An 11819-nucleotide genomic window follows, 5' to 3' on the forward strand; every position below is an offset into this window, starting at 1 on the left:
TGGTGACGACGGCCGACAGCGAACTCGAGCGGCGCCAAGCAGCGTTCCAGCGCTGGGCGCCGTACTTCCTGCTCGGCCTCGGCACCCTGCTGGCGCTCGCCACCTCGGGCAGCCTGACCCCGCTCACCCGCGAGCGGGAGATCGGGCTCGCGCTGGTCGGGGTCGCGGTGGTCATGCAGGTGTGGTGGACGTGGAGCGGCCGTATGCACCGCGACCCGAACGCGGTCTCGGTGACGTTCTACGTGATCCGCTGGGTGCTCGCCTGTGTGCTGACGTCGCTGAACGGGTTCTTCGCGTTCTATGTCGTCGCGGGGTACTACGACGCCGACGAGATGATCCCGGGCCGGAAGCGGCAGCGGCTCGCGTTGTTCGCCTGCACGCTCCCGATCGCCGGAGCGCAGACCGGCCACTGGCCGCCGCACGGCCCGATGTGGCTGGCGTTCGCCGGGCTCGTGATCGCGAACAACGTGCTGCTGACCGTCGTGAAGCACTTCGCCGAACAGCAGGAAGCCCGGTCGCAGGCCCGAGCCGACACGATCGCCGAGCTCGAGCAGGCCCACGAGGAGAACGCCGCGTTGCAGGCCCAACTGCTCGTCCAGGCACGGGAAGCGGGGATCGCGGACGAGCGCCGCCGGCTCGCCGCCGAGATCCACGACACGATCGCGCAGGGCCTGACCGGCATCATCGCCCAGCTCCAGGCGGCCGCGAACACCGCCGACCCGGACGTGGTCCAGGACCGCGTCGGCCGGGCGAGCGAGCTGGCCCGGCACAGCCTCGGCGAGGCCCGTCGTTCGGTGCAGAACCTGGCGCCGGCCGGCCTGTCGTACGACGGCCTGCCCGAGGCGATGCGCAAGACCGTGGACCAGTGGTCGGAGCGGACCGGCGTACCGGCCGAGTTCACGCTGACCGGTACGCCGCTGCACCTGCACGGCGAGTTCTCCGCGACGCTGCTGCGGATCACACAGGAGGCGCTCGCGAACGTCTCGAAACACGCCGCCGCGACCCGCGTCGGTGTGACGCTGAGCTTCATGGACGACGAGGTGACGGTGGACATCCGCGACGACGGCAAGGGCTTCGACCCGCTGGCACTGCCGGCCCGGTCGGGCACCGGCGGGTTCGGGCTGGACGGCATGCGCGCCCGCGCCGAACGGATCGCCGGCTCGCTCACCGTGGAGGCCGAGCCGGGGTTCGGTACGGCGATCTCCGCTCACGTACCGTTGGTGCTCCATGCCTGAAAACCTGCCTGACATCACTCTGCTCCTCGTCGACGACCACCCCGTCGTCCGGAACGGCCTGCGCGGCATGTTCGAGGCCGCCGACGGCTTCACCGTGCTCGCCGAGGCGCCGGACGGCGTACGGGCGGTCGAACTTGCCGCCGAGCTCGACCCCGACGTGATCCTGATGGACCTGCGGATGCCGGGCGGCGGCGGGCTGGACGCGATCACCGAGCTGACCCGCCGCGGCATCCGCTCGCGGGTGCTGGTGCTGACGACCTGGGACACCGACACCGACACGCTGCCCGCGATCGAGGCCGGCGCCACCGGGTACCTGCTGAAGGACGCCCCGCAGGACGAACTGTTCAACGCGGTCCGCCAGGCCGCCGCCGGCCGCACCGTCCTGTCCCCCGCGGTCGCGTCCCGGCTCGTCTCCGCGGTCCGCTCCCCCGCCCCGGCACCGCTGGCCGCCCGCGAACGCCAGGTCCTCGAACTGGTCGCGAAGGGTACGTCGAACCGCGACATCGCCCGCGAACTGTTCATCAGCGAGGCCACCGTGAAGACCCACCTGAGCCACGTCTTCACCAAGCTCGGCGTCACCGACCGCGCCGCGGCAGTTGCCAAGGGCTACGACCAGGGCATCCTCGGCCGCGACTGACCTCCCGCCGGGCTACTTGCCGCCGGTGAAGGTGATGCCGTTGGTGATCTGCTTCTGGGCGACGAAGAAGATCAGCAGGCACGGGATCGTGATCAGGACGGACGTTGCCATCAGCAACGGGGTGTCGGTGCCGTTGACGGACTGGAAGCCGGCCAGGGCCAGCGGGAGGGTCTTCCACTGGTCGGAGTTGATGTAGATCGCCGGGCCGAGGAAGTTGTTCCAGTAGCCCATGAAGAGCAGGATCGACACCGCGACCACGGCCGGGCGGGCCAGCGGCAGGTACACCAGCCGGAACATCGTGAACCAGCCGCACCCGTCGACCACGGCCGCGTCGGCCAGTTCTTCCGGCATCCGGGCGAAGAACTGCCGGAACAGGAAGATGTAGAACGGGGACCCGAAGAACGCCGGCAGGATCAGCGGGTAGAGCGTGTCGACCATGCCGAGGTTGTTGAACAGCATGAACTGCGGCACCATCGTCACCTCCCCCGGCAGCAGCATCGTCGCCAGTACGACGGCGAACAGTACGCCGGAGAACCGCACCCGCAGCCGCGCGAACGCGAACCCGGCCAGCGAACACGAGAACACGGTCCCGATGATCGGGATCAGCGTGGTCAGCACGGAGTTCAGCGCGTACCGCCAGAACGGGAACGACGTCACCGCGCGTACGTAGTTGTCCCAGAGGAACTCGTGCGGTACGACGCTCGCGCCCGAGCTGCCGACGCCCGCCAGGGAGCGCAGTGAGGTCGCGATCATCCACAGGAACGGGTAGACGAACACCACCGAGCCGAGGACCAGGACGACGTACAGCAGAATCGACTTCTTCATCTCTTCTTGCTCCGCAGCTCGGTCTCGTAGTAGACGGCGAACGCGCTGCCGCGCAGGGTGACCGCGGTCAGCGCCAGGATGACCACGAACAGGATCCAGGCCAGCGCGGACGCGTACCCCATCCGGAAGTTCTGGAACGCGTTGTCGTACAGGTAGTAGACGAAGAACAGCAGCGAGTCCTTCGGGCCGCCCTTCGCGATGAAGCCCTGGGTGAAGATCTGCAGCGAGCCGATGATCCCGGTGAGCGCGTTGAACAGGATGATCGGCGACATCTGCGGCAGCGTCACGTGCCAGAACTGCCGGACCGTTCCGGCGCCGTCCAGCGCCGCCGCCTCGTACAGGTTCGAGGGCACGTCCTTCAGCCCGGCCAGGTAGATCACCATCGCGCCGCCGACCGTCCACAGACTCATCAGGATCACCGTCGGCAGCGCCCACGACGCGTCGTTGAACCAGCCCGGCCCGTCGATCCCGAACCGGCCGAGGACGTCGTTCATCAGGCCGTACTGCGGGTTGAACACCCACAGGAACAGCACCATCTGGGCGACCCCGGAGACCAGTGACGGCAGGTACCAGATGGTCCGGAAGAAGCGCATGCCCGGGAGGTCGGTGTTCAGCAGGAGCGCCACGAGGAACGCCAGCGCGGTCTGGAGCGGGACGCTGAGCACGGCGTACAGCAGGGTGACCTTGAGGGCCTGCGCGACCTTCGGGTCCTGGAACGCCTCCGTGTAGTTGGCGAGGCCAACGAACTTCGGCGGGGTGATCAGGTCCCACGAGGTCAGGCTGACGTACACCGACGACGCCATCGGGCCGATCGTGAACAGGCAGAACCCGATCAGCCACGGCGACACGAACAGCCAGAACGCGATCGTGCGGTCCGCCCGCGGCCACTTCCGCCGCGCCCCGTACGCCGCCAGTCCGATGACGGCGTACAGGACGATCAGCAGCAGGAGGAACGGGACCAGCGGGACCAGCGCGCCCGGGACGCCCCAGGACGACGCCAGGTTCCGGATCCAGCCGACGGTCGGGTTCACTTGGCCAGGGCCTGGGTGCACTTGGCCGCGAGCTGCGGCAGCACCTTCGCGACGTCGTCCGTGCCGGTGCCCAGCGCGGTGTAGCTGGTCATGCCCTTCTCGGCGTCACCGGAGATCTGCGCCTCCTTCGGCACCGATACATCCACCACGCCGGACTTCAGCGCGGTCGTGAACGCGGCCAGGTTCCGTGCCGCCGGCAGCACCTTCTCCAGGGTCGGCGAGGAGGCCTCGATGATCGGTACGCCGAGCGCCGTGCTGCCCTGGATGAGCTGGTCCTGGGCGACCTGCTGCGTGCTGGCGAACTCGACGAACTTCTTCGCGGTCTCGAGTTGCTTGCCGCTCGCGTTCTTCGCGATGCCGAGCCCGTCGACCTCCATCGGGAACCCCTTGCCGGGGACCGGGACCAGCGTCCAGTCAGGCTTGCTGATCTTCGCGAAGTCCGCGACCGTCCACGGCCCGAAGTCGCTGAACGTCGCGAGCCGGCCGGCCGCGAACCACTGCGCCTGGTCCTGGCCCTGGATGTCGGTCGAGGTCGGCGCGTAGCGGTTCTTCTGCATGTCGACGACGTACTGCGCGGTCTGCACGCCGGTCCCGTCGCCGAAGGTGCAGGCGGTCGCGTCCGAGTTGTAGTAGCTGCCGCCGGCCGCGGTCAGCCAGCCGCGGTACCAGAGGTTGCTGGAGCCGTAGACGCGGGTCTTGCCGTCACCGTGCGAGAGCTTCGCCGAGATCGCCTTGAACTCGTCGAGCGTCAGCGGTGTCGTTGCACTCGGCAACGGTACGCCGGCGGCCTTGAACGCGTCGGTGTTGATCGCCATCACCTTCGGCTTGGCGGCGAACGGCATCGCGTAGGACTTGCCCTGGTACTGCATCGCGGCCGAGATGTTCGGCTGCACGTACTTGCCCGGGTCGACGGTCTGCTCCTGGAAGCTCGGCGCGAACCCGGCGAGGCTGGTGTTGCTGATCTCCATCACGGTCGACTGGGTCCCGGCCGCGATCGACGTCTGCAGTTTCTGCTCGTAGTCGGACTGGATCCAGTTGGTGGTCACCTTGGTGCCCGGGTTCGCCTTCTCGAACGCGGCGGCGATCGCCTTCAGCGAGGCGGCCTCGGAGTTGGTGCCCCAGAAGGAGAACGAGATCTCGGCGCTGTCGTTCGCGGTGTTGGACGCCGGGGCGTTGCCGGTCGCACAGCCGGCGGCCAGGAGTACGGCGAACGCGGCGGGGAGGAGCTTCTTCATGAGCGGTCCTTGGGGTGGTCGACCCGGGCGGTGCGGCCGGGTGCGAGGGAATGGGTCTCGGAGCCGACGGTCACGGTGAGCGGACCCGGTCCGCCGAGCACGGTGACCTCGGTTCGGTGCGTGCCTTCCTGGTGGACCCGCAGGGTCCAGCCGCCGAGTGGCAGATCGTCGACCGTCAGATCGCCGATCTCGGCCGGCAGGTGCGGTATGACAGTGAGGACGGCGTTCGGTGCGTCCGGCCGGAGTCCGAGCAGGCCGGCGACGAGGTGCTCGACGACCGTGAACGAGATCTCCGGGTAGTCGTCGCGGCTGTCGATCAGGTGCTTGGTCCAGCGCCACGCCGACTCGTTGCGGCCGTGGTCGAAGAGGAACTCCGGCCAGTAGCTGAACGACTCGATGTTCTGCGGCGGCTCGGCCTCCATCTGCCGCTCGAGATAGTCGAGGAAACGCTCGGCGCGCTCCCCCGTGCCACTGAGCCCGAACAGCGGGACGAGCGTGTGCGACTCCAGTCCCCAGCTGAAGTCCAGCCCGTCCTTGGTGATTCCGCGGGCGAAGTGGTCGCCGTTCCACCACTCGTTGTAGGTGTTCTGGATCTTCTCCGCCTCCGCGTGCCGGCCGAGCTTGCGGAGGGCGCCGTACTGCGCGGCGAGGCCGTCGCCCGCACGCAGCAGCGGGGCCTCACGCTCGTTGTACGTCGCCGTACCGAGGAAGATGTCCGCGGTACCGGCGGCCTCGGGGATGCCGTCGCCGTCGGCGTCGTGGGCGGTGACGAACTCGTTCGTACTGTGCCGGTAGTACGCCGCCAGGTCGGGGTCGTCGATCCAGCGCCGGTCGCCGGTCCAGTCGTACTGCTCCAGCGCCCGGTACGTCAGGTCGAACACCGCGGGGATCTCCCGGACGAAGTGCTCGTCGTCGTGGTAGTCGAGGTCGGCGATCCGGCCGTCGAAGTGGAACGCCCAGAGCGGGAACCACTTCCGCGCCGGGGTCGCCGAGCGGGCGAAGTGCCGGAACATCGCGAAGTTCTCCGCGTCGAGGCCGAGCAGATGCGCGCCTACCGGAAGGCGTCCTCGACGTACGCCAGGTCGGAGCTGACAGCCAGCACAGGCTCTCCTCGCAAAACTGTGTCATGCAAAACGCGCAAAATCTGATATTAGCGGTAAAACTAGAGATCGGATCTCGTTCCGTCAATACCTTCAGCGGGCCTGGTTTTACCGCTATAGTCCAGCGCGTGACGACATTCGAGATCCGCTCTCCCGACGGTCGTACCGTGCGGACGGGGAGCATGAGCGGGGGCGGCGCGCTGACCGTGCGGCCTGCTGCCGAGGCCGGGGTGCTGCGGTACGACGTGGTCGCGGACGGGCCGGTGACGCTGCGCTGGACGTGGCCGGCCGAGGACGCGGTGACGCTGTGGCGGGCGGCGCAGGACTCGCATCGGCAACTGCCTACCGACTGGGGATCGCACCGCGAGGTCCGGTCGGTCCGCTCGGCTCCGGTGGCTTCCCTCATCGATGCGCGGGACAGGGCCGTCCTTACGATCTCGCTGTCGTCTCACGTCCGTGGCTGTGACTTCGCGGTGGGCGTGAACGAGGAGACGGCGGAACAGCTGATCGAGCTGACCGTGACCGATGTCGAGGACGACCGCTTCACACTGCGGATCGATCTGCGGGCCCAGCACTTCTCCGATGCGCTGCGTGGTGTCACGGCGGAGTGGACCGCCGAGCTGGGCGACCGGATCGCTGCGGTGCCCGACGTTGCCCGGGAAGCGATGTACTCGACCTGGTACAGCGATCACCAGCACGTGTCGGCGGCGTCGGTGGAGCGGCACGCTCGCGCGGGTACGGCGTACGGGACCAAGGCGGTGATCGTCGACGACGGCTGGCAGACCGACGACACGCGGCGCGGGTACGCGTACTGCGGCGACTGGGAGCCGACCGGCAAGACCTTCCCCGACATGGCTGAGCATGTACGGCGGGTGCACGAGCTCGGGCAGTTGTACGTGCTGTGGCTGGCGCCGCCGCTGATCGGCGTGCACTCGAAGGCCTGGCCGGCCATGCAGGACCGCATCCTCGGATTCGCCGACGCCGACGTCACGGCGGTCCTCGATCCGCGGTACCCGGAGGTCCGCGAGCACCTGCTGGAGTCGTGCGTCCGGCCGGTCCGGGACTGGGGCGTCGACGGTCTGAAGATCGACTTCATCGACTCGTGGGCGCGCCCCGCACCGCCCGCCGGGCCGGGCGCGGACTGCGACTCGGTGGACGAGGGTGTCGAGCGGTTGCTGCAGGCGATCACCGACGAGCTGCGGGCGCTGCGGCCGGACGTACTGATCGAGTTCCGGCAGGACTACGTGCATCCGCGGCTGTGGCAGTTCGGCACGTTCCTGCGGGCCGGCGACTGCGCGCTCGACCCGGTCGAGAACCGGGTGCGGACGGTGGACTGCCGACTGTTGGCGGGTGACCGCGCCGTCCACTCGGACATGCTGCTGTGGCACCGGTCCGCGTCGGCCGAGAACGTCGCGCAGCAGTTCATCGGCGCGCTGTTCAGTACGGCGCAGGTGTCGATGGAGCTCGACGAGCTGTCCGCGGAACACCAGCAGGTCGTCCGGCACTGGCTCGGGTTCATGGCGGATCACGCCGACGCCCTGCTGCACGGCGTACTACTGCCGTCGCGGCCGGACGCGCGCTACACGCAGGTGCGCGCGGTCGGAGCCGAGGAAACCGTCGTCGCCGTGTTCACCGACCCGGTTGTGCGGGTAGAGGATGCCTACACACTGGTGGTCAACGGTGGCGCCGAGCGACGCCTGTACGTCGAGGGTGCGGCCGGCGGCCCGGTGGAACTCGTAGTGTCGGACTGTTCCGGCCACGAGGTGCACCGCGCGACCACGACGCCGCCGGAGGTCTGGGTGATCGACGTACCGGTCGGCGGAGTGGCGCGGATCGTACGGACCTGAGGGGGACGACTTGGTGGCACAGAAGCCGCGACGAACGACGGTCGCGGACGTGGCGCGGCTGGCCGGGGTGTCGGCGATGACGGTGTCGAACGTGCTGAACGCACCGCACCGCGTCGCCCCGCCGACCGTGCAGACCGTGCGCGCCGCGATCGAGGAGCTCGGGTACATCCCGAACCACGCGGCCCGCGCGCTGTCGTCCGGCCGCAGCCAGGTGATCGGCCTGCCGTTGTACTTCGAGGACGACGACAACGACACCGGCCTCGGCGGGTTCCTGCACGGGCTGCTCGGCGGCCTGGTGAAGGCGGCTGCCGTCTCCGGGTACGGCGTCCACGTGACGACGCCGACCGAGGGCGCCACCGAGATCGCGTTGTACGAGAAGCTGATCGCGGCGCGGCAGGTCGACGCGATCGTCGTACTGGAGACGATGCCGCACGATCCGCGGCTCGAGTTCCTCAGCCGGCGGCGGTTCCCGTTCGTGGCGTTCGGGCAGACGGCGGCCGACCAGCGGCAGTGCTGGGTCGACGTGGACAACGCGACGTCGATGGCGGGGATCGCCGGCCATCTGCGGTCGACCGGTCGCGAGCGGGCCGTCTACCTGGCGACCGACAGCGCGTTGCCGTGGGTGCATCAGCGGCGGGACGGGTTCGCGGACGGGTTCCCGGCGACCGAGGTGCGATCGTTCGGTTCGCTCGAGGCGGTCGCGGAGTACGTCGCGGAGGCGGACCTGCCGGACGCGTTCGTGGCCGACAACGACGCGTTCGCGGTGGTGGCGATGCGGACGTTGCAGCGCCGCGGGATCACGGTCGGCGAGGACGTCGCGGTGACCGGCTTCAACGACTTCCCGTTCGCGAGCATGCTCGACACGCCGCTGACGACGGCCCGGATCCCCCTGCAGGACATCGCAAGCCACCTGTTCACCCGCGCCCTGCACGAGATCGCGGGTCAGCCCGACGAACCTGGCAGGCTGGTCACCGCTCCGCTCGTGGTCCGCTCGAGTGCCTGACGGGCGACCAGCAGGGTGGTTGCCGTGCCGAGGACGCCGGCCAGTGCGATCGTCAGGTTCGGGGCGAGGAACGAGCCGATCACGCCGCCGAGGGCGATGCTGACGCCCTGGATCGCCATCAGGCCGCTCGTCTGGATGGTGAACAATCGACCGCGGTGCGCCGGGTCGACGGCGTTCAGGATCAGCGGGTCGACGCCCTGGTTGAACGCGTACCCGGCACCGGAGATCGCCAGCAGGACCGCCGCCACCGGGATCGGCGGCACGGTCAGGAACGCGACCGCCGGCAGTTGGCTGGTGACGAGGAACGGAACGACGAGCCGTCGCCGCACGGAAGGGGTGAACCGGGCGACGACGAGCTCGCCGAACACGCCGCCGACCGCGTATCCGGTGAACAAGGCACCGGCGGCCGCGGCCGCGGTGCCGACCTGGGCGGTGTACGCGACGGCGAGTCCGTCCGGTACCGACGAGAACGCCGGCGCCACCCAGGTCAGCAGGATCAGGTTGCGGAGCCGCACGTTCCCGAACACCAGCTGCAGCCCGGTCCAGGAGTCGCGGACCGCGTTCCGCTTCCGCTCCCCCGGCGGGGTGGCCGGCGTACCCGTCCCGATCAGGATCGCCGACAGTCCGAAGGTCAGCACCTCGACGATCAGCAGCGACCTCGCACCGATCGCCGCCACCGCGATCCCGCCGAGCGCGAACCCGGTCAGCACCGCCGTCTGACCGATTGCCCGCAGCAACGACCGGCCGACCGGGAACAGATCCGGCGGCAACAGGTACGCCAGACTCGCCGCGCGGGCACCGGCGAAGATCGGCGCGATCATCCCGAGCCCGAGCAGCAGACCGAGCAGACCCCCGACCGGCATCCCCGGCAGCAGCATCGCGAGCACACAGGTCGCACTGAGCACGTCGCACGTGACAAGTACCCGCCGCGCCGGGAAGCGGTCCGTCATCGACGAGAACAGCACCCCGCTGACGGCGTACGGCAGGAACGAACACACCAGTACGAGCGCCGACAGCAACGGCGAACCGGTGCGTTCGAAGATCAGGATCGACAGCGCCACTTGTGCGCCGACCGTCCCGAGCATGGAGACGGTGTGCGCGGCGTACACGGCCCGCATGCCGGGAACGCGGAGTACAGCTCGGTAGGACCTCACCCAGCGAGGGTGCGGCACCTGACCCCCGCGGGCGTAGAGTTTTGGTTGTGGCCGAAAGTTCTGTCCGATGACGGTACTGCGTTTCACCCAGGCCGACGCGCTCCGCTGCCGCTTCGGCGCCTCGCCGTTGTGGGAGACGATGTCGGCGGTCCGGGTGATGCACCAGTCCCACCGGCGATCGCTGTACGACGACTGGCTCGCGACGAAGCGGGACGCCGTCGCACACCTCGACCTGCGCGGGCTGCGCGCCGTACAGCCCCGGGTCGGGTTCACGCCGGACTTCCTGACGCCGCCGCCGAAGGCGTCCCGGGCGAAGTTCGCGACCGAGATCGCGCGCGTCCGCGGCACGCCGCTGGAGAAGGTCCGCGCGGAGCTCATCCAGTCCCGCGACGAACTGCAGAACCCGGCCGCGCCCGAGATCGAGCGGATGCTCACCGACCTGTCCGGCACCCGGGAACGGCTCGCGGACGAGATCGAGAGCGCGTGGGAGGTGCTGGTCAGACCGGACTGGCCGCTGATCAGCCGGGTGCTCGAGGACGACATCGCGTACCGCGGCCGGCAGCTGACCGACGGCGGCCTGGCCGGCCTGTTCGACGACCTGCACCCGACCCTCAGCTGGGAGAATGACCGGCTGATCGCGTCCCGGTACCGCTCGGCGGACCGCGACCTGTCCGGGCAGGGCCTGCTGCTCGTCCCGGGCGTGTTCGCCTGGCCGCACCTGGTGATGGTCGTCGACCCGGCGTACCACCCGACCGTCGTCTACCCGGCCCGCGGCGCCGCCCGGCTCTGGTCCGACGTCCCCGCTCCCCCGGACGCGCTGGCCCGCCTCCTCGGCCGTACCCGCGCCACCCTCCTGGTCGCCCTCGACCCGCCCGCCACCACGAGCGCCCTCGCCACGCAGTACAACCTGGCGCTGGCTACCGTCGCCGAACACCTGTCCGCGTTGTCCGACGCCGGCCTCGCGACCCGTCGGCGTACCGGGCATCAGGTGCACTACCGGCGTACCGAAGTAGGACAGGCCGTCGTCGACGCCTCCGTCGGACAGCCGCCCTCCGGCGTCAGAATGTTGAAGTGAGCAAGCCGACGAAGGTCCGAGCACCCAGCATCCGGCACACCAGGCGCTGGCCGGCTTCACTGGCGGTGGTCTCGGTGCTGGTCCTGCAGTTGCTGGTGCCGACGCAGGTGAACGCGTTGCCGCGGTGGCTGATGCCGGCGCTCGGAGCGCTGCTGCTGTTGCCGTTGGTGTGGATGAACCCGTTCCACCTTCGCCGCGACGAGCCGTGGTTGCGGCCGGTCGCGGTGACCCTGCTCGCCGTACTGGTCGCGGTGAACGCGTACTACCTCGCGGGGATGATCGCGTTCCTCGGCAACGGCGAGGCGAACCAGGGCAAGGTGCTGGTGAAGAGCGCGCTGCTGATCTGGGTGACGAACGTGGTGGCGTTCGCGGTGTGGCTGTGGGAGGTCGACCGCGGTGGACCGTTCGCCCGGGCGCCGGAGCACGCGCGGGAGGCCGAGCGGGCCGACCTGTTGTTCCCGCAGATGACCGTCGAGCTGGACGGCTGGAAGACCTGGCTCCCTGGGTTCACCGACTATCTGTACGTCTCGTTCACCAACGCGACCGCGTTCAGTCCGACCGACACGATGCCGTTGAGCGCCCGTACCAAGGTGCTGATGGGCATCGAGTCGGCAGTCTCGCTACTCACCGTCGCCGTGGTCGCGGCGCGCGCGGTGAACGTGCTCTGAGATCCCACT

Annotated in this window: 11 protein-coding genes; 6 read left to right on the plus strand and 5 right to left on the minus strand. The window is 69.4% G+C overall.

Annotated features, from left to right (window positions below; translation table 11 throughout):
- Positions 1-2: 2 nt before the first annotated feature.
- Both ACQHIV_RS14840 and ACQHIV_RS14845 read left to right on the plus strand, forming a co-directional pair.
- The gene (locus ACQHIV_RS14840) at positions 3-1235 is read left to right on the plus strand and encodes a sensor histidine kinase (protein ID WP_427894666.1); all 1233 of its coding nucleotides are present in this window, start codon (positions 3-5) and stop codon (positions 1233-1235) included.
- Positions 1228-1872, plus strand: coding sequence for a response regulator (locus tag ACQHIV_RS14845; RefSeq protein WP_427894668.1), 645 nt, complete (start codon positions 1228-1230; stop codon positions 1870-1872). The genes ACQHIV_RS14840 and ACQHIV_RS14845 overlap by 8 nt, the downstream gene beginning before the upstream one ends.
- Before the next feature lie 12 nt (positions 1873-1884).
- Here ACQHIV_RS14845 and ACQHIV_RS14850 read toward each other — a convergent pair whose 3' ends face one another.
- Genes ACQHIV_RS14850 through ACQHIV_RS14865 form a run of 4 tightly spaced genes read right to left on the minus strand, consistent with a single transcriptional unit; the run spans position 1885 to position 5976 of the window.
- Positions 1885-2697 (minus strand): carbohydrate ABC transporter permease, encoded by an 813-nt coding sequence (locus tag ACQHIV_RS14850; RefSeq protein ID WP_427894670.1) that lies wholly within the window; start codon positions 2695-2697, stop codon positions 1885-1887.
- Positions 2694-3728, minus strand: coding sequence for a carbohydrate ABC transporter permease (locus ACQHIV_RS14855; RefSeq protein WP_427894672.1), 1035 nt, complete (start codon positions 3726-3728; stop codon positions 2694-2696). The genes ACQHIV_RS14850 and ACQHIV_RS14855 overlap by 4 nt, the downstream gene beginning before the upstream one ends.
- Positions 3725-4963, minus strand: a complete 1239-nt coding sequence (locus ACQHIV_RS14860; RefSeq protein ID WP_427894674.1) for an extracellular solute-binding protein — start codon at positions 4961-4963, stop codon at positions 3725-3727. The genes ACQHIV_RS14855 and ACQHIV_RS14860 overlap by 4 nt, the downstream gene beginning before the upstream one ends.
- Positions 4960-5976, minus strand: a complete 1017-nt coding sequence (locus ACQHIV_RS14865; protein WP_427894676.1) for a hypothetical protein — start codon at positions 5974-5976, stop codon at positions 4960-4962. Before ACQHIV_RS14865 ends, ACQHIV_RS14860 begins: the two co-directional genes overlap by 4 nt.
- A gap of 215 nt (positions 5977-6191) precedes the next feature.
- Here ACQHIV_RS14865 and ACQHIV_RS14870 point away from each other — a divergent pair, with 215 nt between their 5' ends.
- Together ACQHIV_RS14870 and ACQHIV_RS14875 are read left to right on the plus strand one after the other, a co-directional pair.
- Positions 6192-7910, plus strand: a complete 1719-nt coding sequence (locus ACQHIV_RS14870; protein ID WP_427894678.1) for a glycoside hydrolase family 36 protein — start codon at positions 6192-6194, stop codon at positions 7908-7910.
- A gap of 13 nt (positions 7911-7923) precedes the next feature.
- Positions 7924-8913 carry a LacI family DNA-binding transcriptional regulator gene (locus ACQHIV_RS14875; RefSeq protein WP_427894680.1) on the plus strand — a complete coding sequence of 330 codons (990 nt, stop codon included), beginning with the start codon at positions 7924-7926 and terminating at the stop codon, positions 8911-8913.
- Here the strand turns inward: ACQHIV_RS14875 and ACQHIV_RS14880 are convergent.
- On the minus strand, positions 8853-10067 hold the full coding sequence (locus ACQHIV_RS14880) for an MFS transporter (protein ID WP_427894682.1): 1215 nt from the start codon (positions 10065-10067) through the stop codon (positions 8853-8855). The two genes, ACQHIV_RS14875 and ACQHIV_RS14880, sit on opposite strands and share 61 nt — an antisense overlap.
- A 67-nt stretch (positions 10068-10134) precedes the next feature.
- On the opposite strand from ACQHIV_RS14880, the gene ACQHIV_RS14885 reads away from it, so the two are divergent.
- Together ACQHIV_RS14885 and ACQHIV_RS14890 are read left to right on the plus strand one after the other, a co-directional pair.
- On the plus strand, positions 10135-11142 hold the full coding sequence (locus ACQHIV_RS14885) for a DUF5937 family protein (RefSeq protein ID WP_427894684.1): 1008 nt from the start codon (positions 10135-10137) through the stop codon (positions 11140-11142).
- Positions 11139-11810, plus strand: coding sequence for a hypothetical protein (locus ACQHIV_RS14890; RefSeq protein ID WP_427894686.1), 672 nt, complete (start codon positions 11139-11141; stop codon positions 11808-11810). The genes ACQHIV_RS14885 and ACQHIV_RS14890 overlap by 4 nt, the downstream gene beginning before the upstream one ends.
- Positions 11811-11819 lie beyond the last annotated feature (9 nt).

Origin of the sequence: Kribbella polygonati (assembly GCF_050320105.1) — a bacterium.
In the GTDB taxonomy this organism is placed as follows: domain Bacteria; phylum Actinomycetota; class Actinomycetes; order Propionibacteriales; family Kribbellaceae; genus Kribbella.

Coding starts and splice junctions, on each gene's coding strand:
- ACQHIV_RS14850 (WP_427894670.1), bottom strand. CDS start 2,697: ATGAAGAAGTCGATTCTGCTGTACGTCGTCCTGGTCCTCGGCTCGGTG.
- ACQHIV_RS14885 (WP_427894684.1), top strand. CDS start 10,135: ATGACGGTACTGCGTTTCACCCAGGCCGACGCGCTCCGCTGCCGCTTC.
- ACQHIV_RS14860 (WP_427894674.1), bottom strand. CDS start 4,963: ATGAAGAAGCTCCTCCCCGCCGCGTTCGCCGTACTCCTGGCCGCCGGC.
- ACQHIV_RS14865 (WP_427894676.1), bottom strand. CDS start 5,976: ATGTTCCGGCACTTCGCCCGCTCGGCGACCCCGGCGCGGAAGTGGTTC.
- ACQHIV_RS14845 (WP_427894668.1), top strand. CDS start 1,228: ATGCCTGAAAACCTGCCTGACATCACTCTGCTCCTCGTCGACGACCAC.